19 protein-coding genes are annotated in these 21,814 nt (G+C 62.8%); all 19 read left to right on the top strand.

What is annotated here, in order from left to right:
* Positions 1–32 precede the first annotated feature (32 nt).
* The 19 genes from ACMLHZ_RS04025 to ACMLHZ_RS03935 all read left to right on the top strand — a co-directional run bounded on the left by ACMLHZ_RS04025 (position 33) and on the right by ACMLHZ_RS03935 (position 21,775).
* Complete coding sequence (locus tag ACMLHZ_RS04025) at positions 33–1,424, top strand: ABC transporter substrate-binding protein (protein WP_418666513.1); 1,392 nt, start codon at positions 33–35, stop codon at positions 1,422–1,424.
* Between the two features lie 91 nt (positions 1,425–1,515).
* Complete coding sequence (locus tag ACMLHZ_RS04020) at positions 1,516–2,406, top strand: carbohydrate ABC transporter permease (protein ID WP_418666512.1); 891 nt, start codon at positions 1,516–1,518, stop codon at positions 2,404–2,406.
* 15 nt (positions 2,407–2,421) lie between these two features.
* Positions 2,422–3,282 (top strand): carbohydrate ABC transporter permease, encoded by an 861-nt coding sequence (locus ACMLHZ_RS04015; RefSeq protein ID WP_418666511.1) that lies wholly within the window; start codon positions 2,422–2,424, stop codon positions 3,280–3,282.
* 188 nt (positions 3,283–3,470) lie between these two features.
* A complete protein-coding gene (gene bilQ, locus ACMLHZ_RS04010; RefSeq protein WP_418666510.1) occupies positions 3,471–3,917 on the top strand; it encodes a bilirubin utilization transcriptional regulator BilQ in 447 nt (148 codons plus the stop codon).
* A gap of 63 nt (positions 3,918–3,980) precedes the next feature.
* Positions 3,981–4,481, top strand: a complete 501-nt coding sequence (bilS, locus tag ACMLHZ_RS04005) for a flavodoxin family protein BilS (RefSeq protein ID WP_418666509.1) — start codon at positions 3,981–3,983, stop codon at positions 4,479–4,481.
* 201 nt (positions 4,482–4,682) lie between these two features.
* Positions 4,683–5,477 (top strand): response regulator transcription factor, encoded by a 795-nt coding sequence (locus tag ACMLHZ_RS04000; protein ID WP_418666508.1) that lies wholly within the window; start codon positions 4,683–4,685, stop codon positions 5,475–5,477.
* A 191-nt stretch (positions 5,478–5,668) separates the two neighbouring features.
* Positions 5,669–8,302, top strand: coding sequence for a cation-translocating P-type ATPase (locus ACMLHZ_RS03995; protein ID WP_418666507.1), 2,634 nt, complete (start codon positions 5,669–5,671; stop codon positions 8,300–8,302).
* A 137-nt stretch (positions 8,303–8,439) separates the two neighbouring features.
* Entirely contained in the window at positions 8,440–9,822 is a 1,383-nt protein-coding gene (locus ACMLHZ_RS03990) for an MATE family efflux transporter (protein WP_418666506.1), read from the top strand.
* Entirely contained in the window at positions 9,819–10,814 is a 996-nt protein-coding gene (locus ACMLHZ_RS03985) for an alpha/beta fold hydrolase (RefSeq protein ID WP_418666505.1), read from the top strand. Before ACMLHZ_RS03990 ends, ACMLHZ_RS03985 begins: the two co-directional genes overlap by 4 nt.
* Before the next feature lie 145 nt (positions 10,815–10,959).
* The gene (locus ACMLHZ_RS03980) at positions 10,960–11,880 is read left to right on the top strand and encodes a sugar nucleotide-binding protein (protein ID WP_418666504.1); all 921 of its coding nucleotides are present in this window, start codon (positions 10,960–10,962) and stop codon (positions 11,878–11,880) included.
* Position 11,881: 1 nt separating this feature from the next.
* Positions 11,882–12,670 carry a sugar phosphate isomerase/epimerase family protein gene (locus ACMLHZ_RS03975; RefSeq protein WP_418666503.1) on the top strand — a complete coding sequence of 263 codons (789 nt, stop codon included), beginning with the start codon at positions 11,882–11,884 and terminating at the stop codon, positions 12,668–12,670.
* On the top strand, positions 12,667–13,467 hold the full coding sequence (locus tag ACMLHZ_RS03970) for a glycosyltransferase family 2 protein (protein WP_418666502.1): 801 nt from the start codon (positions 12,667–12,669) through the stop codon (positions 13,465–13,467). Before ACMLHZ_RS03975 ends, ACMLHZ_RS03970 begins: the two co-directional genes overlap by 4 nt.
* Before the next feature lie 21 nt (positions 13,468–13,488).
* Complete coding sequence (locus ACMLHZ_RS03965) at positions 13,489–14,613, top strand: FAD-dependent oxidoreductase (RefSeq protein WP_418666501.1); 1,125 nt, start codon at positions 13,489–13,491, stop codon at positions 14,611–14,613.
* A complete protein-coding gene (locus tag ACMLHZ_RS03960) occupies positions 14,603–15,520 on the top strand; it encodes a glycosyltransferase (RefSeq protein WP_418666500.1) in 918 nt (305 codons plus the stop codon). The genes ACMLHZ_RS03965 and ACMLHZ_RS03960 overlap by 11 nt, the downstream gene beginning before the upstream one ends.
* A 34-nt stretch (positions 15,521–15,554) precedes the next feature.
* Positions 15,555–17,246, top strand: coding sequence for a hypothetical protein (locus ACMLHZ_RS03955; protein WP_418666499.1), 1,692 nt, complete (start codon positions 15,555–15,557; stop codon positions 17,244–17,246).
* Positions 17,243–18,454, top strand: coding sequence for an NAD(P)/FAD-dependent oxidoreductase (locus ACMLHZ_RS03950; RefSeq protein WP_418666498.1), 1,212 nt, complete (start codon positions 17,243–17,245; stop codon positions 18,452–18,454). Before ACMLHZ_RS03955 ends, ACMLHZ_RS03950 begins: the two co-directional genes overlap by 4 nt.
* A 67-nt stretch (positions 18,455–18,521) precedes the next feature.
* A complete protein-coding gene (gene cmk, locus ACMLHZ_RS03945; RefSeq protein ID WP_418666497.1) occupies positions 18,522–19,184 on the top strand; it encodes a (d)CMP kinase in 663 nt (220 codons plus the stop codon).
* 25 nt (positions 19,185–19,209) lie between these two features.
* Positions 19,210–19,827 (top strand): lysophospholipid acyltransferase family protein, encoded by a 618-nt coding sequence (locus ACMLHZ_RS03940; protein ID WP_418666496.1) that lies wholly within the window; start codon positions 19,210–19,212, stop codon positions 19,825–19,827.
* A gap of 13 nt (positions 19,828–19,840) precedes the next feature.
* Positions 19,841–21,775, top strand: a complete 1,935-nt coding sequence (locus tag ACMLHZ_RS03935) for a bifunctional 4-hydroxy-3-methylbut-2-enyl diphosphate reductase/30S ribosomal protein S1 (protein WP_418666495.1) — start codon at positions 19,841–19,843, stop codon at positions 21,773–21,775.
* Positions 21,776–21,814: the final 39 nt, after the last annotated feature.

Here is a 21,814-nt window from a genome sequence, read left to right as displayed (position 1 = left end):
GCGATGCGGCCCAAAAAATGGAGGTATACATAATGAAAAAGGCACTTGCACTTGTTCTGGCCGTGGCCATGAGCTTGTCTCTGGTGGCCTGCGGCGGCGCTCCTAGCAGCGCACCGGCTTCCCAGCCGGCCTCGCAGCCGGCTGATAGCACTCCGGCTGCCCCCGCGCCCACCAGCATCCGGGTGGTCACCACCTATGCGGGCACCGACTCCAACGCCCAGAACTACAAAGACGCTGTGGCGGCCTGGGAGAAGGAGACCGGCAACACCGTGGAGGACGCCACCGCCACTTCCAACGAGGAGTTCAAGGCCCAGGTCCTGGCCGACTTTGAGACCGGCAGCGAGCCCGACGTGCTGTTCTTCTTCAACGGCGCCGACTCCAACTCCTTCATCGAGGGCACTCCCAAGGTCGTGTCCATCGACGAGATCCGCTCGGTCTACCCCGACTACGCTTCCAACATGAAAGACGACATGCTGGGCGCCTCCCCCGTGGACGGCAAGAACTACAGCGTGCCCGTGAACGGCTTCTGGGAAGGCCTGTTTGTGAACAAGGACGTGCTGGAGGCCTGCGGCGTGCAGGTGCCCGACGCGAACACCACCTGGGATCAGTTCATGGAGATGTGCGAGACCATCAAGGGCAAGGGCTACACCCCCATCGCCACCAGCCTGGGTGAGATCCCCCACTACTGGTTCGAGTACTGCATCTACAACTTCCTGGCCCCCGCCACCCATAACGTGCTGCCCACCAAGGACGCCGGCAATGCCCAGCATCAGGCTTGGATCGACGGCATCGGCGATATCAAGGCCCTGTATGAGGCCGGCTACCTGCCCAAGAACACCACCAGCGCCAAGGACGACGAGATGTTCGCCCTGTTCACCGGCGGCAAGGCTGCGTTCTGGCTGGACGGCTCCTGGAAGGTCAACGGCGTGGCCGCTGCCTGCGGCGCCGACGCCGACAACAACATCCCCGCCGACGAGGAGCAGCTGTCCCACTTCACTGTGACCTATGTGCCCGGCAAGAACAACCGCAAGACCACCGACATCATTGCCGGCCTGTCCTCCGGTTACTTCATCACCCAGAAAGCCTGGGCGGACCCCGACAAGCAGGCCGCTGCCGTGAGCTTTGTGCAGTTCATGACCAGCGACGAGCAGGTCGCCAAGTTCTGCGAGGCTTCCGGCAACCTGACCACCGCCCTGAAGGCCGGTGTGAAGGTGGACGACAGCAAGCTGAACAGCCTGCAGAAGGCCGGCCTGGATATGGCCAATGGCGCCACCGGCACTGCCGGCGCCGTGCAGGACCAGTTCCAGGGCGAGACCCGCAACCCCGTGTTCGTTCCCGGCATGGCCAACATCGTGACCGGCAAGGCTGATATCGCCGCCAGTGTGGATGAGGTCATCGACCTGATCGCCGCCGCCCAGGGCTAAGCCCCCGGCAGCTACAAAAATCTAAGGCATGAAAAGCCGGAGAGTGCCTCAAAAAGCCTCTCCGGCTTTTTAAAAGAAAGCGTGGGCAACAATGAATTCTTCCATGGTTTATAAAAACAAAAAACCATTGCTCCTGTTTCTCACCCCGGCTTTTATCTTTATGATCCTGTATCTGTATTACCCTTTTCTGCGCAACATCTATAACAGCTTCATGAAGATCCGGGGCCTCGGCACCGGGGCCAAGGGTGTGAACGAGCCCTTCTATGAGAATTATGTAAAGCTCTTCACCGACAGCAGCATGCGCACCGCGGTGGGCAATACCTTTATTATGATGGGCGTGACCATCGTGTTCCAGGTGGGCATCGCCCTGCTGCTGGCGCTTCTGGTGGACAATATCTCCAAGGGACAGCAGTTCTTCCGCACCGTGTACTTTTTCCCCATCGTGATCTCGGCCACCGCGCTGGGCCTGATGTTCAACCTGGTGTTTTTGTACGACACCGGCATGCTGAACCAGCTGCGCCTCTCGCTGGGGGCCAGCGAGCTGCTGGACTTTAAAGATGAGGCGCACGCCCTGTTCACCCTGATGGTGCCGGTGGTGTGGCAGTACATAGGCTTCTACTTTGTGATCATTGTGACCGGGCTGAACAACATCTCGGGAGACCTGTACGAGGCTGCGGCCATCGACGGCGCCTCGGGCCTGCAGAGGGTGTGGTACATCACCGTTCCGCTTTTGCACAACGTGCTGTGCACCTGCCTTACCCTGGCCATCACCGGCGCGCTGAAGGTCTTCGACCTGCCCTGGGTCATGTTCCCCAACGGCATGCCCGTGGAGACCACCTGGCTCACCGGCACCTACATGTATTTCCAGACCTTCAACGCCAAGGATGTGGACTATGCCAGCGCCATCGCCATTGCCATTGTGGTGCTGGGTGTGGTTATCAGCCAGCTGGCCAACGCCATCTTCAAAGAGAAAGACTATTAAGGGGGTGCAGGAGAGTTGATCGAGAAAAAGGGCTTTTCCATCAGCAAGACCGTGATCTACCTTGTGCTTACCCTGTGGGCTGTGACCACCGTTTATCCCTTCCTGTGGGTGATCCTGAACTCGTTTAAGGACCGCACGCAGATCGTGGCAAACTCGTTTGTGCTGCCGCTGGGCGAACTGTTCACCACCAAGAACTACAACAGGGCATTCACCCGGTTCAACATATGGGGCGCTTACGCCAACAGCATCATCATCTCGGGCCTTGTGACCGTGTTCGTGGTGATCTTTGCGGGCCTGGCGGCCTACGGCCTGGCCCGGTACAGCTTCAAGGGCCGCAAGGCCCTGCAGAGCCTGGTGATCGCCAGCATGATGTTTCCGGCTTTTGCCACCATTATTCCCGTGTTCCAGATGGAGAACAGCTGGGGCATCACCAACACTTCCAGCGTGTGGCTGAGCCGCCTGTCCGTCATTCTGCCGCAGATCGCGGGCAACCTGTCGTTTGCGATCGTGGTGCTGATGGGCTACATCCGCGGCCTGCCCATCGACCTGGAGGAGGCGGCTTTTATCGAGGGCTGCACCCCGGTGCGCATCTTCACCAAGGTGATCGTGCCCATCACCAAGCCCAGCTTTGTGACCGTGGCCATCTTCAGCTTTTTGTGGAGCTATAATGATCTGTTCACCCAGATGTTCTTTTTGCGCCTGGAGGATCAATGGCCCGTCACCCGCCTGCTGCGCGAGATATCCTCCCGCGAGAGCACGGACTACGGCCTCATGGCGGCGTCCGTAACGCTGATTGTGGTGCCCATCATCGTGATCTACGTGGTACTGCAAAAGCAGATCATCAAGGGGCTCACCGCGGGCGCCATCAAGGGCTGAGTTTTCGGTTGCCCACCCAAACTTTGCTATCTCCATATTTGGTGTTTTTCTCCTTTGAAAGAAGGCGCCCTGCCGCAAGGCAGGGCGCCTTCTTTCGCGTGGCGAAGAAGAGGGGGGGGAGGGTATATACTTGACAATGTCAAATACTTTGGATATACTTGACTTTATCAAAGAAAGAAGGTGCGCCTGTGGTTTCATCCATCGCGTATTACATCACCCTGCTGCGGCGCGATTTTGCGGGGTATTGCAGCCGGGAGCTGGGGAAGCTGGGCCTGTCGCAGGGGCTGCTGTTTTTTATCCTTTATGTGGGCAGGCACCCGGGCTGTACGCCGGGCCAGCTTGCGGCGGCTCTGCACATGGACGCCGGCCATACCGCCCGCAGCCTTGCAAAGCTGGAACAGGGCGGTTTTTTGCTGCGCCGCCCCCACCCGCAGGACCGGCGCGCCCAAACGCTGGAGTTGACCGGCCGGGGCCGGGAGGCCTTTGAGCTGAGCCATGCGCTGTTTGCCCGGTGGGACGCACAGGCGGCCGCCGCCCTGACCGGGGAGGAACAGGCCCGGCTGCTGGACCTGCTGGAAAAGCTGGCCGGCGGGAAGGGAGGCGGCTGTGTACGAGGCGATTTTCCGGCCGATTGAGCTGGGCGGGATGCAGCGGCACGAGGGTGTGCATTGTATCTATGACAGAAAGGAAGCTTTGAAATGAAATACGCGGTGGTTTACAGCAGCCAGACCGGGAATACTGCCCGGCTGGCAGGGGAGATCGGGGCGGCGCTGCCGGCGGCCCGGTGCGTGTACAGCGGCCCGCCGGACGAAAAGGCGCTGGACGCGCCGCTGATCTTTGCCGGCTTTTGGACCGACAGGGGCGGCTGCGCACCCGAGATGCAAGTATTTTTGGAGCGCCTGCGCGGCAAGCGGGTGTTTTTGTTCGGCACGGCGGGCTTTGGGGGCAGCGAGGACTATTTTGCCCGGATCCTGGGCCGGGTAGAGCAATGCCTGGACGGCTCGAACACGGTGGCGGGCCGCTATATGTGCCAGGGCAGGATGCCCCCCGCTGTGCGCCGGCGCTACGAGGCAATGCTGCCGGCAGCACCCGAAAAGGCCCGGGCGCTGCTGGAAAATTTTGACCGGGCCCTGCCGCATCCGGATGAAGAGGATCTTGCGGGGCTGCGGCGGGCTGCGGCAGCCTGCGCCGGGGCCTGAGCGGGGCGTTGCAGGCGGATAAGGCGCGGCACCCCCGGGACGGGGCGGAGAATGCGGAGAAACCGATCACTCGTTTTTCCATTTTTTTCAAAAAGAACCGCGGGGCGCTTTTCAATTCCCCCCAAATGTGGTATACTTTGAGCTGCGAAACAAGGCGCGCCGCAGAGGTGCGCGGCAGTTTGTGCAAAGGGGAGGAAGCCGATGTACCGTGCGGTGATCGTGGACGACGAGGACGTGATTGTACAGGGCCTGTCCAAAATACTGCCTTGGGAAAAATACAACTGCCGGGTGGTGGCAACCGCCGGCGACGGCAAGCGGGCGCTGGAGCTTATCCGCACCCTGGAACCGGATATGCTGATCACCGACATCCGCATGCCCGGCATGGACGGGCTGGCCCTGATTGCCGCGCTGCGCAGCGAATTCCCGGCCATGCAGGTCACGATCCTTTCCGGTTACCCGGATTTCGAGTACGCTCAGCGGGCGATGCAGCTGGGGGTGGCGCGTTATTGCGTAAAGCCCAGCAAGCTGAACGATTTGGAAGAAGCCCTGGCAGAGATGGTGCGCCGGCTGGAAAAAACGGCGGCCGAAGCGGCGCAGCCTGCGACCGGGGCCCAGGCCGGGGAGAGCGCGGAAACCCCCGCCCCGGAGAGCGAGGGCGCCCAGAACTTTATCATCAAAAATGCCCTGCAGTACATCGAGGAGCACTACGCCGAAAAGCTTACCCTCACCGATGTGGCCGAGAGCGTGTATGTGAGCCAGTGGCATCTTTCCAAGCTGATCGGCAAGTATACCAGCCAGAGCTTTTCCGAGCTGCTCAACGGCGTGCGGATCGCCAAGGCCAAGGAGCTGCTGCAGGATCCCTCGCTGCGCATTTGGGAGATCAGCGAGAGGGTGGGGTTTACCGACGTGACACATTTTTCCCGCATTTTTAAAAAGATGGAGAACCGCAGCGCCAACGAATACCGCAACCAGGTGCTGGGCGGCGGGAGCAGATAGAGCGCATAAAGGAACCCCGGGGGCGGGCCGCAGCTGCGGCCCGCCCCCCTTTTGGCCTGCCCGGCGCCGGGCAGGCCAAAAAATTGCTTTGCGCAGCAGGATTTTCTGTGCAAATGCAAAGGCTAAAACCCCGGCCCGCGCCATATATATGCAAGGAGGACAAGGCGCGAGTGAAGGAGGTATCACATCCCATGGAATATTATCAGCAAAGCGCCCGCCAGGTGCAGCAGGCCCTGGGCAGCGGACCGCAGGGCCTCACCCCCCGCGAAGCCGCCCTGCGGCTGGCACGGCAGGGGAAGAACAAACTGAAAGAGGGCAAAAAGGAGAGCTGGTTCCAGCGCTTTTTGCAGCAGATGGCCGACCCCATGATCATTGTGCTGCTGGCGGCGGCCGCGGTGTCCGGCCTGACGGCCGCCTGTGCGGGTGAAAGCTTTGCGGACGTGTTCATCATTCTGGCGGTGGTGCTGATCAATGCCCTGCTGGGAGTATACCAGGAGAGCAAGGCTGAAAAGGCGATCGAGGCGCTGCAAAAAATGACCGCGGCCCAGAGCCGGGTGGTGCGGGGCGGCCATGTTCAGACCGTTCACAGCGAGGATTTGGTGCCCGGCGATGTGGTGCTGCTGGAGGCGGGGGACGCGGTGCCCGCCGACGGCCGCCTGTTGGAGGCGGTGGCGCTGAAGATCGAGGAGGCCGCCCTGACCGGCGAGAGCCTGCCGGTGGAAAAAAGCGAGGCCGCCCTGCCGGGCGGGCGCGCGGCACCGCTGGGCGACCGGCACTGCATGGCGTATATGGGCAGCGCCGTGAGTTACGGCCGGGGAAAGCTGCTGATCACCGCCACCGGCATGAACACCGAGATGGGCCGGATCGCCGGGGTGCTGGCAGCCACGGCGCAGGGAAAAACGCCCCTGCAGCAAAAGCTGATGGCCCTGAGCAAGGCGCTGAGCGCGCTGGTGCTGGCCATCTGCGTGTTTATTTTTGGCTTTGGGCTGTGGGAGGCGGGCACGGTGGATCTGCCCACCGTGCTGTCCACCTTTATGGTAGCGGTGAGCCTTGCGGTGGCCGCGATCCCGGAAGGCCTGGCCGCGGTGGTCACCATCGTGCTGTCGGTGGGGGTGACCAAAATGAGCCGGCAGGGGGCGGTGATCCGCCGCCTGACCGCGGTGGAAACCCTGGGGTGCGCCCAGGTGGTGTGCAGCGACAAGACCGGCACCCTGACCCAGAACAAGATGCAGGTGCGCCAGCATTACGGCCCGGAAAAAGCCCTGGCCCGCGCGCTGGCCCTGTGCACCGACGCAGAGCTGGGCACAAACGGAAAAGCCCAGGGCGAGGCCACCGAGTGCGCCCTGGTGGAGTATGCAGCCAGCCTGGGGCTGCCGAAAAACACCCTGGCGATCGGCGCGCCCCGGGTGGGGGAACTGCCCTTCGATTCCGAGCGAAAGCTTATGAGCACCTTTCATAAGGAAAGGGGCCGCACGGATGTGACCCAGTTCACCAAGGGCGCGCCGGATGTGCTGCTGGGACGCTGCACCCACTGGTTGCGGGACGGCCTGCCCGTGCCCCTGACCCAGGGGGATCGGGCGGCGATCCTGGCCGAGAACCAGCGCATGGCCGGGGCTGCGCTGCGGGTGCTGGCTGCGGCGCAGCGGGCCTGGCCCGCCATGCCGGCCCGGCCCGAGCCGGCGGTGTGCGAGCAGCAGCTCACCTTTTTGGGCCTGGTGGGGATGATGGACCCGGTGCGGCCCGAGGTGGCCCCCGCGATCCGCCAATGCCGCGCGGCGGGCATCCGGCCGGTCATGATCACCGGGGACCATAAGGATACCGCGGCGGCCATCGGCCGGGAGCTGGGCATCCTGACCGGCCCGGGCGGCGCCATCACCGGCATGGAGCTGGAGCGTATGAGCGACGCCGAGCTGGCCCGCCGCGTGCCGGAATTCAGCGTGTATGCCCGGGTGCAGCCCCAGCACAAGGTGCGCATCGTAAAGGCGTGGCGCGCCCGGGGCTGTGTGACCGCCATGACAGGGGACGGCGTGAACGACGCGCCCGCGCTGAAATCGGCCGATATTGGGGTGGGCATGGGCCTGACCGGGACCGACGTAACCAAGAATGTGGCCGACATGGTGCTGGCGGACGATAACTTTGCCACCATTGTGGCGGCGGTGGGCGAGGGGCGCCGCATTTACGACAACATCCGCAAGGCCATCCAGTTTTTGCTGGCCTCCAACATGAGCGAGGTGCTGAGCATTTTTACGGCCACGCTGCTGGGCATCTCGCTGCTGGGGCCCGCGCATCTGTTGTGGATCAACCTCATCACCGACTGTTTCCCCGCGCTGGCCCTGGGCATGGAGCGGGCCGAAGAAAACGTGATGCGCCGCCCGCCCCGCCCCCGCTCGGAGGGCATTTTTGCGGGAGGGCTGGGGTTCGACGTGGCCTGGCAGGGGCTTTTGGTGACGGCACTCACCCTGGCGGCCTATTTTGCGGGCGTGTTCAGCGAGACGGGGCTGTGGCAGGTGACCCAGAGCGGCGCGGGCGTATCCATGGCGTTTTTGACCATGAGCATGGCTGAGATCTTTCACAGCTTCAACATGCGCAGCCAGCGGGGCAGCGTGTTTGCCCTGAAAGGGCAGAACATATATCTGTGGGGCGCCATGCTGGGCAGCCTTTTGCTGAGTACCGGGGTGCTGTTCTGGCCGCCGGCCGCAGCCGCCTTCGGCTTCGAGGCCATCACCCTGGCCCAGTACGGCACGGCCATGGGGCTTGCGCTGGCCATTATCCCGCTGGTGGAGCTGTGCAAGGCCATCCTGCGGCTGGGCGGGGGAAAAGACTAAAGCTGCGGGGGCGCCCCGCCCCTTGCGCGGCTCCGGCGGGCGTGGTATCATACAAATCAGGACGAAACTGAAAAACAGAGCGCCCGCAGGGCGCTCTGTTTTTGCGTGGCGCGGCAGAGCAAAGGGGGGCGGCGGAGATGAGGAAAAACGAAAAGCAGTGTTCGCTCACCCAGGGAGGCGTGGCAAGGGCCATGCTGCTGTTCGCGCTGCCGATCTTTTGCAGCAACCTGTTTCAGCAGCTTTACAACGCGGTGGATTCGCTGATTGTGGGCAACTTCCTGGGGGGCGAGGCGCTGGCGGCGGTGGGCTCGTCCGGCAGCCTGATTATGCTGCTGGTGGGCTTTGTAAACGGGATGAGCCTGGGGGCCGGGGTGCTGGTGGCGCGCTTTTTCGGCGCGGGCGACCGGGAGAATCTGGAACGCGCGGTGCATACCACCGTGGCCTTGGGCCTGGCGGCGGGGCTGGTGCTGACCGTGGCGGGGGTGCTGTTTACCCCGCAGCTTCTGCGCTGGATGGGAACGCCGGAGGATGTGATCGGCAGCTCGGTGGCGTATTTCCGGGTTTACTTTTTGGGATCCAGCGCGGTGGTGCTGTACAACGTGGGGGCGGGGATCCTGCAGTCGGTGGGCGACAGCCGCAGCCCCATGGTGTACCTTCTGGTATCATCGGCGGCGAATGTGGCGCTGGATCTTTTGTTCGTGGCGGTGCTGCGCTGGGGCGTTGCCAGTGCTGCGCTGGCAACGGTGATCAGCCAGGCGCTGAGCGCCGTTCTCTCGTTCCGCAAGCTGGCGGGACCGGGCACGGCGTACCGTGTGCGGTGGCGGCGGGTGCGCTTTGATCCGGGCACGCTGCGCCAGGTGCTGGGCCTGGGGTTGCCCTCGGGGGTGCAGAACTCGGTGATCTCGCTGGCAAACGTGATCGTGCAGGCCAACATCAACGCCTTCGGGTCCGCAGCCATGGCGGGCTGCGGGGCCTACAGCAAGGTGGAGGGCTTCGCCTTTCTGCCAATTACCTGTTTTGCCCTGGCCCTCTCCACCTTTGTGAGCCAGAACGTGGGCGCGGGCCGGTACGACCGGGTAAAGCAGGGGATGCGGTTCGGCCTGCTGTGCAGCCCCCTGCTGGCCGAGGGGGTGGGGCTTGGCATGTATCTGCTGGCGCCCCGGCTCATTGCGGCCTTTAACGGCGAAGCGCAGGTGGTGGCGTATGGGGTGAACTATGCCCGCACCGTGGCGCTGTTTTACTGCCTGCTGGCCTTTTCTCACTGCTGCGCGGGGCTGCTGCGGGGCCTGGGCCGGCCGGTCATCCCCATGGGGATCATGCTGGCGGTGTGGTGCGTGCTGCGCATCACCTACATTACCCTGACGGTGCGGGTTCTGCCCACCATCCGGGTGGTCTACTGGGCCTACCCGCTCACCTGGGGCATCAGCTCGGTATTGTTTGCACTGTGTTTGGCGCGGTTGCGCTTTCCGCCCATGCCAGGGCCGGCGGCAGCGCCTGCGGATGAGGATAATAAAGCATGAAACAGGAATATTTGGAGTTTGCAGGCCTGCCCGCCCTGCTGTGGGGTGAGCGGGCTGAACGGGTGTATCTGTATGTTCACGGGCAGGGCGGCAGCAAGGAAGAGGCTGCTGCATTTGCGGCCGCTGCCTGCCGGCGCGGCTGGCAGGTGCTGAGCGTCGATCTGCCGGGGCACGGCGTGCGGACAAAGGAGGGTGAGGCGTTCGACCCCTGGCACGTGGTACCCGAACTGGAATGGGTGCTGGAATGCGCCCGGGCCCGCTGGACGGTTATTTCCCTTTATGCGGTGAGCATCGGCGCCTGGTTCAGCATGCTGGCCTTTGCCGGGCAGCCGCTGGAGCGCTGCCTTTTGGTGTCGCCTGTTTTGGATATGCCTGCCCTGATCGGCACGATGATGGGCTGGGCCGGCGTGAGCGAGGAACAGCTTGAGACGCGGCGGATCATCCCCACCGCGTTTGGGCAGACTCTGTCGTGGGAGTACCTGCGCTGGGCACGGCGGCACCCCATCCGGGAGTGGCGGGCACCCACCAGGATATTGTATGCGGGGAGGGACGAGCTGACCGACCGCTCCACCGCAGATGCTTTTGCAGCCCGGTTTGGGTGCGCCCTTACCGTGATCGAAGAGGGGGAACACTGGTTTCACACCCCCAAGGAGCTGGCGGTGCTGCGCCGCTGGGAACAGGAGCAGCTCCAGGAGAATGGGACGGGTGTGCTGATCAAGAGCGGCGCAGAGGCGCTGGCCGCGAATCTGGAGCGCCTGCACACCACCCCGCTTGGGATCGAACGGATCAGAAAGAACCTCTCCCTAAAAAAGGAGACCGACGTGGTGGAATGGTGCAGGAAAAAGATCCGGCAAAAGGGCACCACTGTGGTACGGGAAGGAAAAAACTGGTATGCGGTGGCGGATGACTGTGAGATAACAGTGAACGCCCGCAGCTTTACGATCATTACGGCGCACAGCGCGAAGGGCCGCTGCGCCGGAGAGGAAGGATAAGAGCGCTTTAAAGCCCAGGTGGGTTTGCTCAGCAGCAAAAGCCAAATTGCCTGGTTTGCCGCCGCGCCTTGTGCGCGGCGTTTTTTTTGTGTATAATGTATTTTGTATCTTTGTGGCTTTTTGCCGCAGAAAGGGGGCAGCGCCCATGACGCGTACCGTTTTGGTGGGCAGTACCGGCTTTGTGGGGGGCAACCTGCTGGCATCCCATGGGTTCGACGCCGCGTATCACTCCACCGACGTGGAAAAGGGCTTTGGCCAGCCCAACGGCCTTGTGGTGTATGCCGGGGTGCCCGCCGCCATGTTTTTGGCAAACCAGGACCCGGACGCCGACCTGGCCGTGATGGAGCGCGCCCGCTGGAACCTGCAGCGGCTGGCGCCGGAAAAGGTGGTGCTGGTTTCCTCCATCTGCGTTTATGCCGACAGCCGGGGCAAAACCGAAGCGGAGGAGCCTGTTATGGAGGGGCTGGCCCCCTATGGGGCGAACCGGCTGCAGCTGGAGCGCTGGGTGCGGGCGGACTGGCCGGACGCGCTGATTCTGCGGCTGCCCGCGCTTTACGGCCGGGGGCTGAAAAAAAACTTTTTGTACGACCTGCACGCCCTCACCCCCGCGCTGCTGCGCCCGGCAAAATACGCCGAGCTGGCCCAAAAAAGCGAGTTGGTGGCGGGCGCCTATACGGACGCGGGAAACGGCTTTTACAAGCTCAGCGGCGCGGCCGACCCGGCTGCGCTGCGGGCCTTTTTTGAGGCTGGCTGGAATGCCGCCCATTTTACCGACAGCCGTTCGGTCTACCAATTTTATGATCTTTCCCGGCTGTGGGGGCACCTCCAGCGGGCGCTGGAGCTGGACCTGCGGGTACTGAACCTGGCCACCCCGCCGCTCAGCGCCGCCCGGGTGCATGAGGCCGTGACCGGCCGCCCCTTTGAAAACCAGCTGGAAGCCCCGCCCTTTGATTACGATATGCGCACCCTTTACGCCGCAGGCTTTGGCGGCGCGGGCGGATATTTGTGCACGGCGGAGCAGGAGCTGGCAGGGATTTGTGCGTTTATGAAAGGCTGGGAGAGCTGAGATGAAATGTTCTGCCTCCAACATCGGCTGGGCGGCCGAAGAAGACCAGCGTGTATGGCAGCTGCTGAAGGAGTATGGATACCAGGGGCTTGAGATTGCGCCGACCCGTGTTTTTCCCGAAAAGCCCTATGACAATCTGCCCGGCGCGGCCCTGTTTGCCGGGGTGATGTACCAGCAGTACGGCCTTGTGATTCCCAGCATGCAGAGCATTTGGTTCGGCCGGACCGGCAGCATTTTTGTGCCGGAGGAGGCAAAGGCGCTGGAAGAGTATACCGGAGAGGCGATTGAGTTTGCCGCCGCCTGCCGGTGCCGCAGCCTGGTGTTCGGCTGCCCCCGCAACCGGAATGTGCCGGCCGGCCGGCAGGCGGCCGAAGCGGAAGTGTTTTTTGCGCGCCTGGGCTGGCTGGCGGGCCGCCGGGGTGCGGTGATCGCCCTGGAGGCAAATCCGCCCGTTTACAACACGAATTTTCTCAACACCACCGCCGAGGCCTTTGCACTGGCAAAAAGGCTGGCGAGCCCCGGCATCGGGGTGAACCTGGATGTGGGAACCATGCTGGCAAACGGTGAACGGCCCAGCGATTTTGCCGCCGAAATGCAGTATGTGAGCCATGTGCACATCAGCGAGCCTGGCCTTGCGCCCATCCGGCCGCGGGCACTGCACAAAGAACTGGCGCTGCTGCTGGGCGCGGTGGGCTACCAGGGCTTTGTGTCGCTGGAAATGAAGGCCGCCCCCCTGGCCGAGGTGGAGCGGTGCATCGATTATGTGGCGGAGGTGTTCGGCACAGCGTGAACGAGTATAAAAATATCCCCGGCGTGCCGGATTTTACGGCCGTTGAATTTTTGCCAAGGCGCAGCGCATGCTGCCTTTTGATCCCCGTAATCAACGAGGGTGCGCGCATTTTAGCCGAGCTGGACCGGGCAAGGGCCGCGGGTGTGCCGGAGCTTGCGGATATTCTGATCTGCGACGGCGGCAGCACCGACGGCAGCATGGAGGCTGCAGGCCTTGCCGCCCGGGGAGTGAACGGCCTGCTCACCAAGACCGGCGCCGGCCGGCAGGGCGCGCAGCTGCGCATGGGGATCTATTATGCATTGGAGCGTGGTTACGAGGGCGTGCTCACCATCGACGGCAACAACAAGGATTCGATCGAGAGCGTGCCCCTGTTTTTGGAAAAGCTCGGCGAGGGCTTTGACCTGGTGCAGGGCAGCCGGTTTATAAAAGGCGGCCGGGCGGTGAATACCCCCACAAGCCGCTGGCTGGCGGTGCGGCTTGTGCACGCGCCGCTCATCAGCCTGGCGGCCCGCCACTGGTTCACCGACACCACCAACGCGTACAGGGCCTACAGCCGCGCCTACCTGACCCACCCGGAGGTGCAGCCTTTGCGGGAGATTTTTGCCGGGTACGAGCTGCTGGCCTATCTCTCGGTGCGGGCCACCCAGCTGGGGCTGAAAGCCTGCGAGGTGCCGGTGGAGCGCGCCTACCCCAAGGCCGAGCCGACCCCCACCAAGATCAAGGGCTTGCGGGGCAATTCAAACCTGCTGAGGATCCTGTTCGCCGCGCTGGCGGGCAAGTATGCTCCAAAACAGTAAGAAAGGGGGCGGCAGCCCGCCATGACCTATGACAAGATCATCCTCGGCGCGGGGCTGTACGGCCTGTATGCGGCGCAAAAGTGCGGCGCGGCGGGGCAGCGGGTGCTGGTGCTGGAAAAGGACCCGGGACCTTTTATGCGGGCCACCTATATCAACCAGGCCCGGGTGCACATGGGCTACCATTACCCCCGCAGCTACTCCACCGCCATCAAGAGCGCGGGCTACTTTGAGCGCTTTTGCCGGGATTACGAATTCTGCCTTTTGCAGGAGTTTGACCAGGTCTATGCCACCAGTGCACACTTTTCCTGGACAAGCGCCGGCGAGTTCCGGCGCTTCTGTGCGGCGGCGGGCATCCGGTGCGACGACGTGGCCCCGGCAAAATACTTTCAGCCCGGCCAATGCGACGGCGCGTTTTTGACCACTGAGTACACCTATGACGCAAAGGTGCTCAAGGAGCATTTTCTGCGGGAGCTGGCGGCGCTGCCCAGGGTGGAGGTGCGCTACAGCCGCTGCCCGGAGAAAATAGAGCGGGTGGGCGGCGCGTGGCGGGTCACGGCGGGGGAGATCTGCGCCGAGGCGCCCTTTTTGCTGAACGCCACCTATGCGGGAGTAAACGAGGTGCACGCCATGCTGGGCTTTGAGCCCTTCAAGATCAAGTACGAGCTGTGCGAGATCATTCTGTGCACCGTGAGTGAGGCGCTGCAGGGCACCGGCATCACCGTGATGGACGGACCGTTTTTCTCGATCATGCCCTTTGGAAAAACGGGGTATCACAGCCTGACCAGCGTTACCTTTACCCCGCATGTGACCAGCTATGAATCGCTGCCCACCTTTGCGTGCCAGCAGCGCAGCGGGGGGCGCTGCAACCCGAAAAGCTTGTATAACTGCAACGAGTGCCCGGCAAAGCCGGCCTCGGCCTGGCCCATGATGAGCCAGCTGGCCCGCAAATACCTGAAACCGGAATACGGCTTTGCATATGCGGGCAGCCTGTTCAGCATGAAGCCCATCCTGAAAGCCAGCGAGATCGACGACTCACGCCCCACGGTCATCCGCCAATACGCAGAGGAGCCGGCGTTCGTGAGCGTGCTCTCGGGCAAGATCAACACGGTCTACGACCTGGACGAGGTGCTGCAATATGGCGGATAACAGAGAAACAAATTTTATCTCGGCGGTGGTGTACCTGCAGGACGACGCGGGCAAGGTTGTTCCGTTTTTTGCCCAGCTGTGCGCCCAGCTGGAGACCCATTTTGAGAATTACGAGCTGATCGCTGTGAACGACGGCTGCGCCGACGACACCGTAAAGCTGCTGCGGGAGTGGGCGGGCGAGAGCCTGCAAAAACCGCTCACCATTTTGAACATGAGCCTGCGCCAGGGGCTGGAAACCGCCATGAACGCCGGGCTGGACGCGGCCATCGGCGATTTTGTGTACGAGTTCGACAGCCTGGAGATGCAGTACGACGCGGATCTTATTTGGCAGGCCTACCAAAAGGCCCTTTCCGGGTTTGACGTGGTCACCGCATGCCCGGACCGGCAAAAGCTTCTGAGCCGGGCGTTCTACCGGCTGTTTAACGCCTTTTCCGGCAGCCCTTACCGGCTGGAAACCGATGTGTTCCGCCTGGTGAGCCGGCGGGCGGTGAACCGGGTGTACGCCATCAGCAACCAGCTGCCCTACCGCAAGGCGGCCTATGCCGCCAGCGGCCTGGCCTGCGCCACCCTGCGCTTTCACGGCAGCGCCCCCAGCCGGGGAGACGCCCGCTTTGATAAGGCCATGGACAGCCTGGCCCTCTATACCGACGCGGGGTACAAGATCAGCCTGGGGCTGAGCCTCGGTATGCTGGCGCTCACGCTGCTGGCACTGGTGTACACGGTGGTGATCTGGGCGGTGGGCACGCCCGTGACCGGCTGGACCACCACCATGCTGGTGCTCTCGGCCGGGCTGGCCGGCATGTTTTTCATTCTCACCATTGCAGTGAAGTACCTGAACCTGCTGGTGCGCCTGACCTTTAAAAAGCAGAATTACCTGATCGAAGGCATTGAAAAATTGCAGAAGTGACCGGGAAGCTTGCCCGGCCCAAAGGAGCGGCCCGTTGCAGAGACTGAAAAGAATCGTTGAAACAGATATGAGCCGCCGGGCCTTTTGGGCTGCAGTGGCGCTGGTGGTGCTGGCCAAGGTGGTGCTGAGCCGGTTCCAGATGATCTATGTTTGGGTGGGCGGCGCCCCGGTGGACGATGAGATGATGTTCCGGGCGGCCCAGAGCATCACAGCCGGGCAGTGGCTGGGCCCTTATGACTGGCTCACCCTGTCAAAACATATGTTCTTCGCGGTGTGGCTCAGCCTGTGCAATGCGCTGCATCTGCCGTATCTCGCGGCGGGGCAGCTGCTGGCCTGCGGCGCGGCCTTGGCTTCGGCCCTGGCCTTTGCCCCGGCGCTGCGGCGCAATAAAAGCCGTTTTTTGGTGTTCCTTTTGCTGGCGATGAGCCCGGCAGTAAGCGCTGTGTTTACCCTGCGGGTCTACCGCGACAATATTTTTCCGGCCCTGTGCATGCTGTTTTTTGCGGGCCTGTGCGGCTACGCGCTGCGCTGCCGCGAACCTTTTAAAAAAGGGCTTCCCTGGCTGTGTCTTTCGGGTGTGGGGCTGGCCCTTGCCTGGCTCACCCGCGAGGACGGCGCCTGGCTTTTGCCCTTTGCGGCGGCGGGCAGCCTGATTTTGGCCATCACCGCCCTGCGGGACAAGGGCAGCGGGGTTCAAAAGCTGCGCCGCTGTGCGGCGCTGGCCGTGCCCTTTGGCTTTTTGGCGGCGGGCGTGCTGGCATTCAGCGCCGCCAATTACGCATGGTACGGGGTGTTTGCGGTGAGCGATTTTTCTTCCGGCAGCTTTGCCGCGGCGATCGGCGCCATGACCCGGGTCGCACCCGGGCAATGGCAGCCGTTGGTGAGCGTGCCGGCCGACGTGCGGGCAAAGCTTTACGCGGAGGTGCCGGAGCTGGCGCCGCTGGAATACTGGCTGGAGGAGGACGAGGACCTGCAGAACAGCTTTCGGAATGAAGCGCTGGGGGACTACCAGTCCGGCAGCTTTTATTGGGCCCTGCGCAAGGCCGCCTGGTACGAGGGGGTCTACGACTCGGCCCCCGGCGCCAGGGCGTATTGGCAGGCGGTGGCCGACAGGATCAACGCTTTATGCGATTCCGGCTTCCTTGCAAGCCAGGGCGGCCGCCGCACCGGCACCGCGCCCCCCATCCGGGCCGAATATGTGGGCCCGGTGCTGGCCGAGGGCTTCAAAAGCCTGGGTTACAGCCTCACCTTCCGGGGGTGCGAGCCGTATGACGCGCAGAATATGTCGCTTCTTCTGCCTGAGGATCAGGCCCTGTGGGAGGGGTATCTCGGAGAACGGGCCAACGCGGCGGCCCAGGCGGGCACCGCCCTGCCCTACTACAGCCCGCTGCAAAAAGCGGTTTACCTGTTCCTGGAGCTGGTGCGCGCCGTTTATGCCGCCCTTGTGCCGCTGCTGTTCACCGCCGCGCTTTTTGTGTGGGGACGGCAGGGTATGGCGCTGCTGCGCCAAAAAAAGCAAAGGGCCCTGCCCCAGGGCAAAGCGCTGCTCTGGGCGCTTTTGGGCGGGCTTTTGGGTATGGCGCTGCTGCGCTGTTTTATGATCGCGTTCATGGAGGTCGCCAGCTTTAACATTGGCACCTATGCCATGTATCTTTCCACCGTGCACCCGCTGCTGCTTTTGTTCAGCGCGGGGGCGGTGCTGACCGCCTGGAGGAAAAACCAGTGAACCTGCTGATCGTTGGGGCGGGCGCCGCGGGGCTGATGGCCGCCGGCGCCGCGCTGGAAAGCGGCCATGCCGTGACCCTTTTGGAGCACAGCGGGCTGCCGGGGAAAAAGATCCTGGTCACCGGAAAAGGCCGCTGCAACCTGACCAACAACTGCGGCGAGGAGACCTTTTTGCAGAATGTGCGCACCAACCCCCGCTTTCTCTACTCGGCGCTGTACGCCTTTCCGCCGGCCAGGGCCATGGACTTGTTCGAGCGGCTGGGCGTGCCGCTCAAGACCGAACGGGGCCGCCGGGTGTTCCCTGTGAGCGACCGGGCCGAGGATGTGCGCGCCGCCCTTTTGCGCTACGCGGCCGGCGCGCGGTTTGAGGCGGGCAGCGCGCGGGAGCTCCTGCTGGAAAGCGGCCGCTGCGCGGGCGTTCGCACCAAAGAGGGCCGAACCTTTTTGGCGGATGCGGTGCTGGTGGCCACGGGGGGCGTTTCCTACCCGGGCACCGGTTCCACCGGGGACGGCTACAAGCTGGCAAAACAGGCGGGACACACCATTGTGCCGCCTGTGCCGAGCCTTTGCAGCCTAGTGAGCCCGGACCCCGCCTGTAAAAAGATGATGGGCCTTTCGCTGCGCAACGTGACCCTGACCCTTTACCGGGACGCAAAACCAGTGTACAGCGAGCTGGGGGAAATGCTGTTTACCCACTTCGGCATCTCGGGACCGCTCACCCTCTCGGCCTCCAGCTACATCAAAGACATGGAAAAGCACACCTGGAGCGCCGGAATCGACCTGAAGCCTGCGCTGAGCGGCGAGCAGCTCTACCAGCGCATCACAAATGATTTTGCGCTTTTGGCGAACAAGAGCGCCCAGGGCGCCCTTGCAAAGCTGCTGCCTGCCAGCATGCAGCCGGTCATGGTGGAGCGCTGGGGCGTGGACCCAGCCACCCATGCAAACCAGATCACAAAAGAGAAAAAGCAGGCTTTGGTGCGGCTCATCAAGCGCTGGGAGGTGCCCATCGCCCGAAGGGGGGATCTGGCGCACGCGGTAATTACCGCAGGCGGGGTGAGCGTGAAGCAAGTGGATCCCCGCACCATGCAGTCCAAGCTCTGCCCCGGGCTTTTCTTTGCGGGCGAGGTGCTGGACCTGGACGCCTACACCGGCGGGTACAACCTGCAGATCGCCTGGTGCACCGCCCAGGCGGCCGCGCGGGCGCTGTGAGGGCAGGGCCCGCCGGGGCGGCGCGCTGCAGGCGGCGTTTCAAAACGATTTTGGGAGTTGTGCTGTTATGATTTCTGTTGCCATTGACGGGCCCTCCGGGGCCGGAAAGTCCAGCCTGGCCAAGCGGCTGGCAAAGGAGCTTGGGTATTTGTATGTGGACACCGGGGCCATGTACCGGGCCATCGGCCTGTACGCGCTGCGCGCCGGGGCGGACCCGCAGGACGCCGCCGCGGTGCTGGCCCTTCTGCCGGGCATCCGGATCGAGCTTGCCTATGTGGGCGGCGCCCAGCGGGTGTTTTTGAACGGCGAGGACGTGAGCGAGGCGATTCGCACCGAGGCGGTGGGCATGGCGGCCAGCGGAGTGTCGGCCCACCAGGGGGTGCGCGACTTTTTGCTGGAGCTGCAGCGCCGGCTGGCCCGCACCCATGACCTGCTTATGGACGGGCGGGACATCGGCACCGTGATCCTGCCAAACGCCACGGTGAAGATCTTTTTAACGGCGAGCGCCGAGGCCCGCGCGGCGCGGCGGCTGGCCCAGCTTCGGCAGAAAGGCCAGACGGCCGATTACGATACGGTTTTGGCCGACATCTGCCGGCGCGACCGGCAGGATACCGAGCGTGCGGCGGCACCGCTGCGGCAGGCGCCGGACGCGGTTTTAGTGGATACCAGCGAGCTGGATTTCGAGCAGAGCTTCCAGGCGCTCAAGGCAATTATTCTGGCCCGCATTTGAATTTGTAAAAAGGGGTACTTACGCCATGTTTTATGCGATCGTCGTCACCCTGGCCTGGGTAATCTGGCACCTGGTCTTTGCCATCAAGGTGGTGGGCCGGGAAAACCTGCCGAAAGACGGGCGGGGGTTTGTGCTGGCCCCCAATCACATCTCGGCCATCGACCCGGTGTTTGTGGTCATCGCCCGGTTTTGGGGCAGGCGGATGCTGGTGATGGCCAAGGAGGAACTCATGCACGTGAACCCGTTCATCACCTGGTTCTTCAACCATGTGGGCGTGTTTGGTGTGGAGCGCGGCAAGGGCGATACCGCCACCATTGATGGGGTGATCCAAAAGGTCCGGCAGGGTCAGGGCCTGCTCATCTTCCCGGAGGGAACCCGCTCCAAGACGGGCCAGCCCGGCCGGCTGAAGAGCGGGGCCTTTGTGGTGGCCAGCGCCGCCGGGGCGGATATGGTGCCCTGCCGCATCATTTACAGCCGGGGCCAGATGAAACTGTTCAGCCGGGTGCGGGTGTGCTTCGGCAAGCCCATCCCCGCGGGAGAGCTGGAGCTGGGCGAGGTGCGTTCTGCCGCAAAGCTGCGGCAGAACAAGCAGCTGCTGCTGGACGCCTGGGAGCAGCTTTACCAGGAAAACAAGTTCCAATAAGGAGGCTTGCCTTTTGCAGATCGTCAAAGCCAAGACCGCCGGATTCTGCTTTGGGGTGGACCGGGCGGTAAAGCTTACTTATGAGCTGGTGGAGGGGGGCCACAGGGTGGCCACGCTGGGGCCGCTCATCCATAACCCCCAGTGTGTGGCGGACCTGGAAGCGCGGGGTGTGGTGACCGCCCCTTCGGTGGCGGGGGTGCCCGCCGGATACGAGGTGGTGGTGCGCAGCCATGGGGTGCCCGCTTCGGTGTACGATGAGATCCGGGCGGCGGGGCTTGTTTGCCACGACGCGACCTGCCCTTTCGTGGCCAAGATTCACCGCATTGCGAAACAGGCCAGCGAGGAGGGCAGAACCCTGCTTGTGGCGGGCGACAAGGCCCACCCGGAGGTGCAGGGCATTGCAGGCCACACAGCCGGCGAGGTATTCATTTTTGCTGATTTGGCTGAATTGGAAGCATGGCCCGGGCCTAAAAATGGCGAAAATGGGATATTTGTGGTGGCACAAACCACGTTTCAGGTAACAAAATGGTTAGAATGCACAAGCTTTATAAAAAAAGGCTATACAAACGCCAAAATTTTTGATACAATATGTAGTGCGACGTGGGCGAGGCAACAGGAAGCGGAGGACCTCAGCCAGCGGTGCGACCTGATGGTCGTCATTGGTGGTCATCATTCCTCCAACACCCAAAAGCTGGTCAGGGTCGCCGAAAAGCACACCCGGGCTGTCACGGTCGAGACAGCAAGCGAGCTGAAGGCCGAATGGTTCCAGGGCGTGAATACGGTGGGCGTTACAGCGGGGGCTTCCACGCCGTCGTCTATAATTGAGGAGGTACTTAACAGTATGAGTGAAGAAATCCGTGACGAGATGAGCTTTGCGGAGATGTTCGCCGAAAGCGAAGCGAATCTCAAGCCTGTGTTTGCAGGCAAGGTAGTGGAGGGCACTGTTACCAGCGTTACACCCAACGAGGTGCAGGTGGATATCGGCACCAAGCACACCGGTTTTGTAAAACTGAGTGAACTCACCGACGACCCCGCGATCCGCGTGGAAGACATGGTCAAGGTTGGGGACAAGCTGGACCTCGTCGTGGAAAAAGTAAACGATCAGGAAGGCGTTGCCTACCTGTCCCGTAAAAAGCTGGAGGCCCGCAAGGGCATGGAAGAGGTGGCCAAGGCCGCCGAGGACGGCACCGTGATGGAAGGCGTGGTCACCGAGACCAACAAGGGCGGCGTGATCGCGCTGGTCAAGGGGGTAAAGGTGTTTGTGCCCCGCAGCCAGGCCACCATGCGCCGGGACGAGGACATCAACGCCCTGGTGAAACAGAACGTCAGGCTGGTTATCACCGAGTGTGCGGGCCGCAAGATCGTGGGCTCCATCAACAAGGTTACCGCTGAGGCCAATGCCGCCAAGCGCGAGGCATTCTGGGCCGACGTGGAGGTGGGCAAGACCTACACCGGCGTGGTGAAGAGCCTGACCGCCTACGGCGCCTTTGTGGACATTGGCGGCGTGGATGGCCTGTGCCATATCAGCGAGCTTTCCTGGAACCGCATCAAGCACCCCAGCGAAGTGGTGAGTGTGGGCGATACCATTGAGGTGTACGTGAAGGCGCTGGATCCCGAGAATCACAAGGTGAGCCTGGGCTTCAAAAAGGCCGAGGATAACCCCTGGGAGCAGCTCAAGACCGATTACCCCATCGGCAGCACCTTTACCGCCCCGGTGGTGAGCATCACCAAGTTCGGCGCGTTTGTGCGCATCCTGCCCGGCATCGACGGTTTGGTGCACATCAGTGAGATCAGCAACGAGCGGGTGGAAAAGGTCAGCGATGTGCTGAAGGTCGGCGACGAGGTGAATGTGAAGCTGCTGGACGTCGATTTTGACAAAAAGCGCATCAGCCTGTCCATGAAGGCTCTGCTGAACGACGACGAGCAGGCCGAAGAGGGCGAAGATTAATTTTCGTAAAACATGTAAAGGCCGCGCGGAGTTTTCCGG

The sequence above is a fragment of the Allofournierella sp. genome (assembly GCF_048388525.1).
GTDB lineage: Bacteria > Bacillota > Clostridia > Oscillospirales > Ruminococcaceae > BQOK01.
Note: the sequence above shows the minus strand (reverse complement) of the source record. Positions and strands in the feature narration are given on the sequence as shown.

What these genes read in the sequence shown, in the direction of transcription:
- ACMLHZ_RS04025 (WP_418666513.1), top strand. Translation starts at nt 33, where the DNA reads ATGAAAAAGGCACTTGCACTTGTTCTGGCCGTGGCCATGAGCTTGTCT.
- ACMLHZ_RS04020 (WP_418666512.1), top strand. Translation starts at nt 1,516, where the DNA reads ATGAATTCTTCCATGGTTTATAAAAACAAAAAACCATTGCTCCTGTTT.
- bilS (WP_418666509.1), top strand. Translation starts at nt 3,981, where the DNA reads ATGAAATACGCGGTGGTTTACAGCAGCCAGACCGGGAATACTGCCCGG.
- ACMLHZ_RS04000 (WP_418666508.1), top strand. Translation starts at nt 4,683, where the DNA reads ATGTACCGTGCGGTGATCGTGGACGACGAGGACGTGATTGTACAGGGC.
- ACMLHZ_RS03995 (WP_418666507.1), top strand. Translation starts at nt 5,669, where the DNA reads ATGGAATATTATCAGCAAAGCGCCCGCCAGGTGCAGCAGGCCCTGGGC.
- ACMLHZ_RS03990 (WP_418666506.1), top strand. Translation starts at nt 8,440, where the DNA reads ATGAGGAAAAACGAAAAGCAGTGTTCGCTCACCCAGGGAGGCGTGGCA.
- ACMLHZ_RS03985 (WP_418666505.1), top strand. Translation starts at nt 9,819, where the DNA reads ATGAAACAGGAATATTTGGAGTTTGCAGGCCTGCCCGCCCTGCTGTGG.
- ACMLHZ_RS03980 (WP_418666504.1), top strand. Translation starts at nt 10,960, where the DNA reads ATGACGCGTACCGTTTTGGTGGGCAGTACCGGCTTTGTGGGGGGCAAC.
- ACMLHZ_RS03975 (WP_418666503.1), top strand. Translation starts at nt 11,882, where the DNA reads ATGAAATGTTCTGCCTCCAACATCGGCTGGGCGGCCGAAGAAGACCAG.
- ACMLHZ_RS03965 (WP_418666501.1), top strand. Translation starts at nt 13,489, where the DNA reads ATGACCTATGACAAGATCATCCTCGGCGCGGGGCTGTACGGCCTGTAT.
- ACMLHZ_RS03960 (WP_418666500.1), top strand. Translation starts at nt 14,603, where the DNA reads ATGGCGGATAACAGAGAAACAAATTTTATCTCGGCGGTGGTGTACCTG.
- cmk (WP_418666497.1), top strand. Translation starts at nt 18,522, where the DNA reads ATGATTTCTGTTGCCATTGACGGGCCCTCCGGGGCCGGAAAGTCCAGC.
- ACMLHZ_RS03940 (WP_418666496.1), top strand. Translation starts at nt 19,210, where the DNA reads ATGTTTTATGCGATCGTCGTCACCCTGGCCTGGGTAATCTGGCACCTG.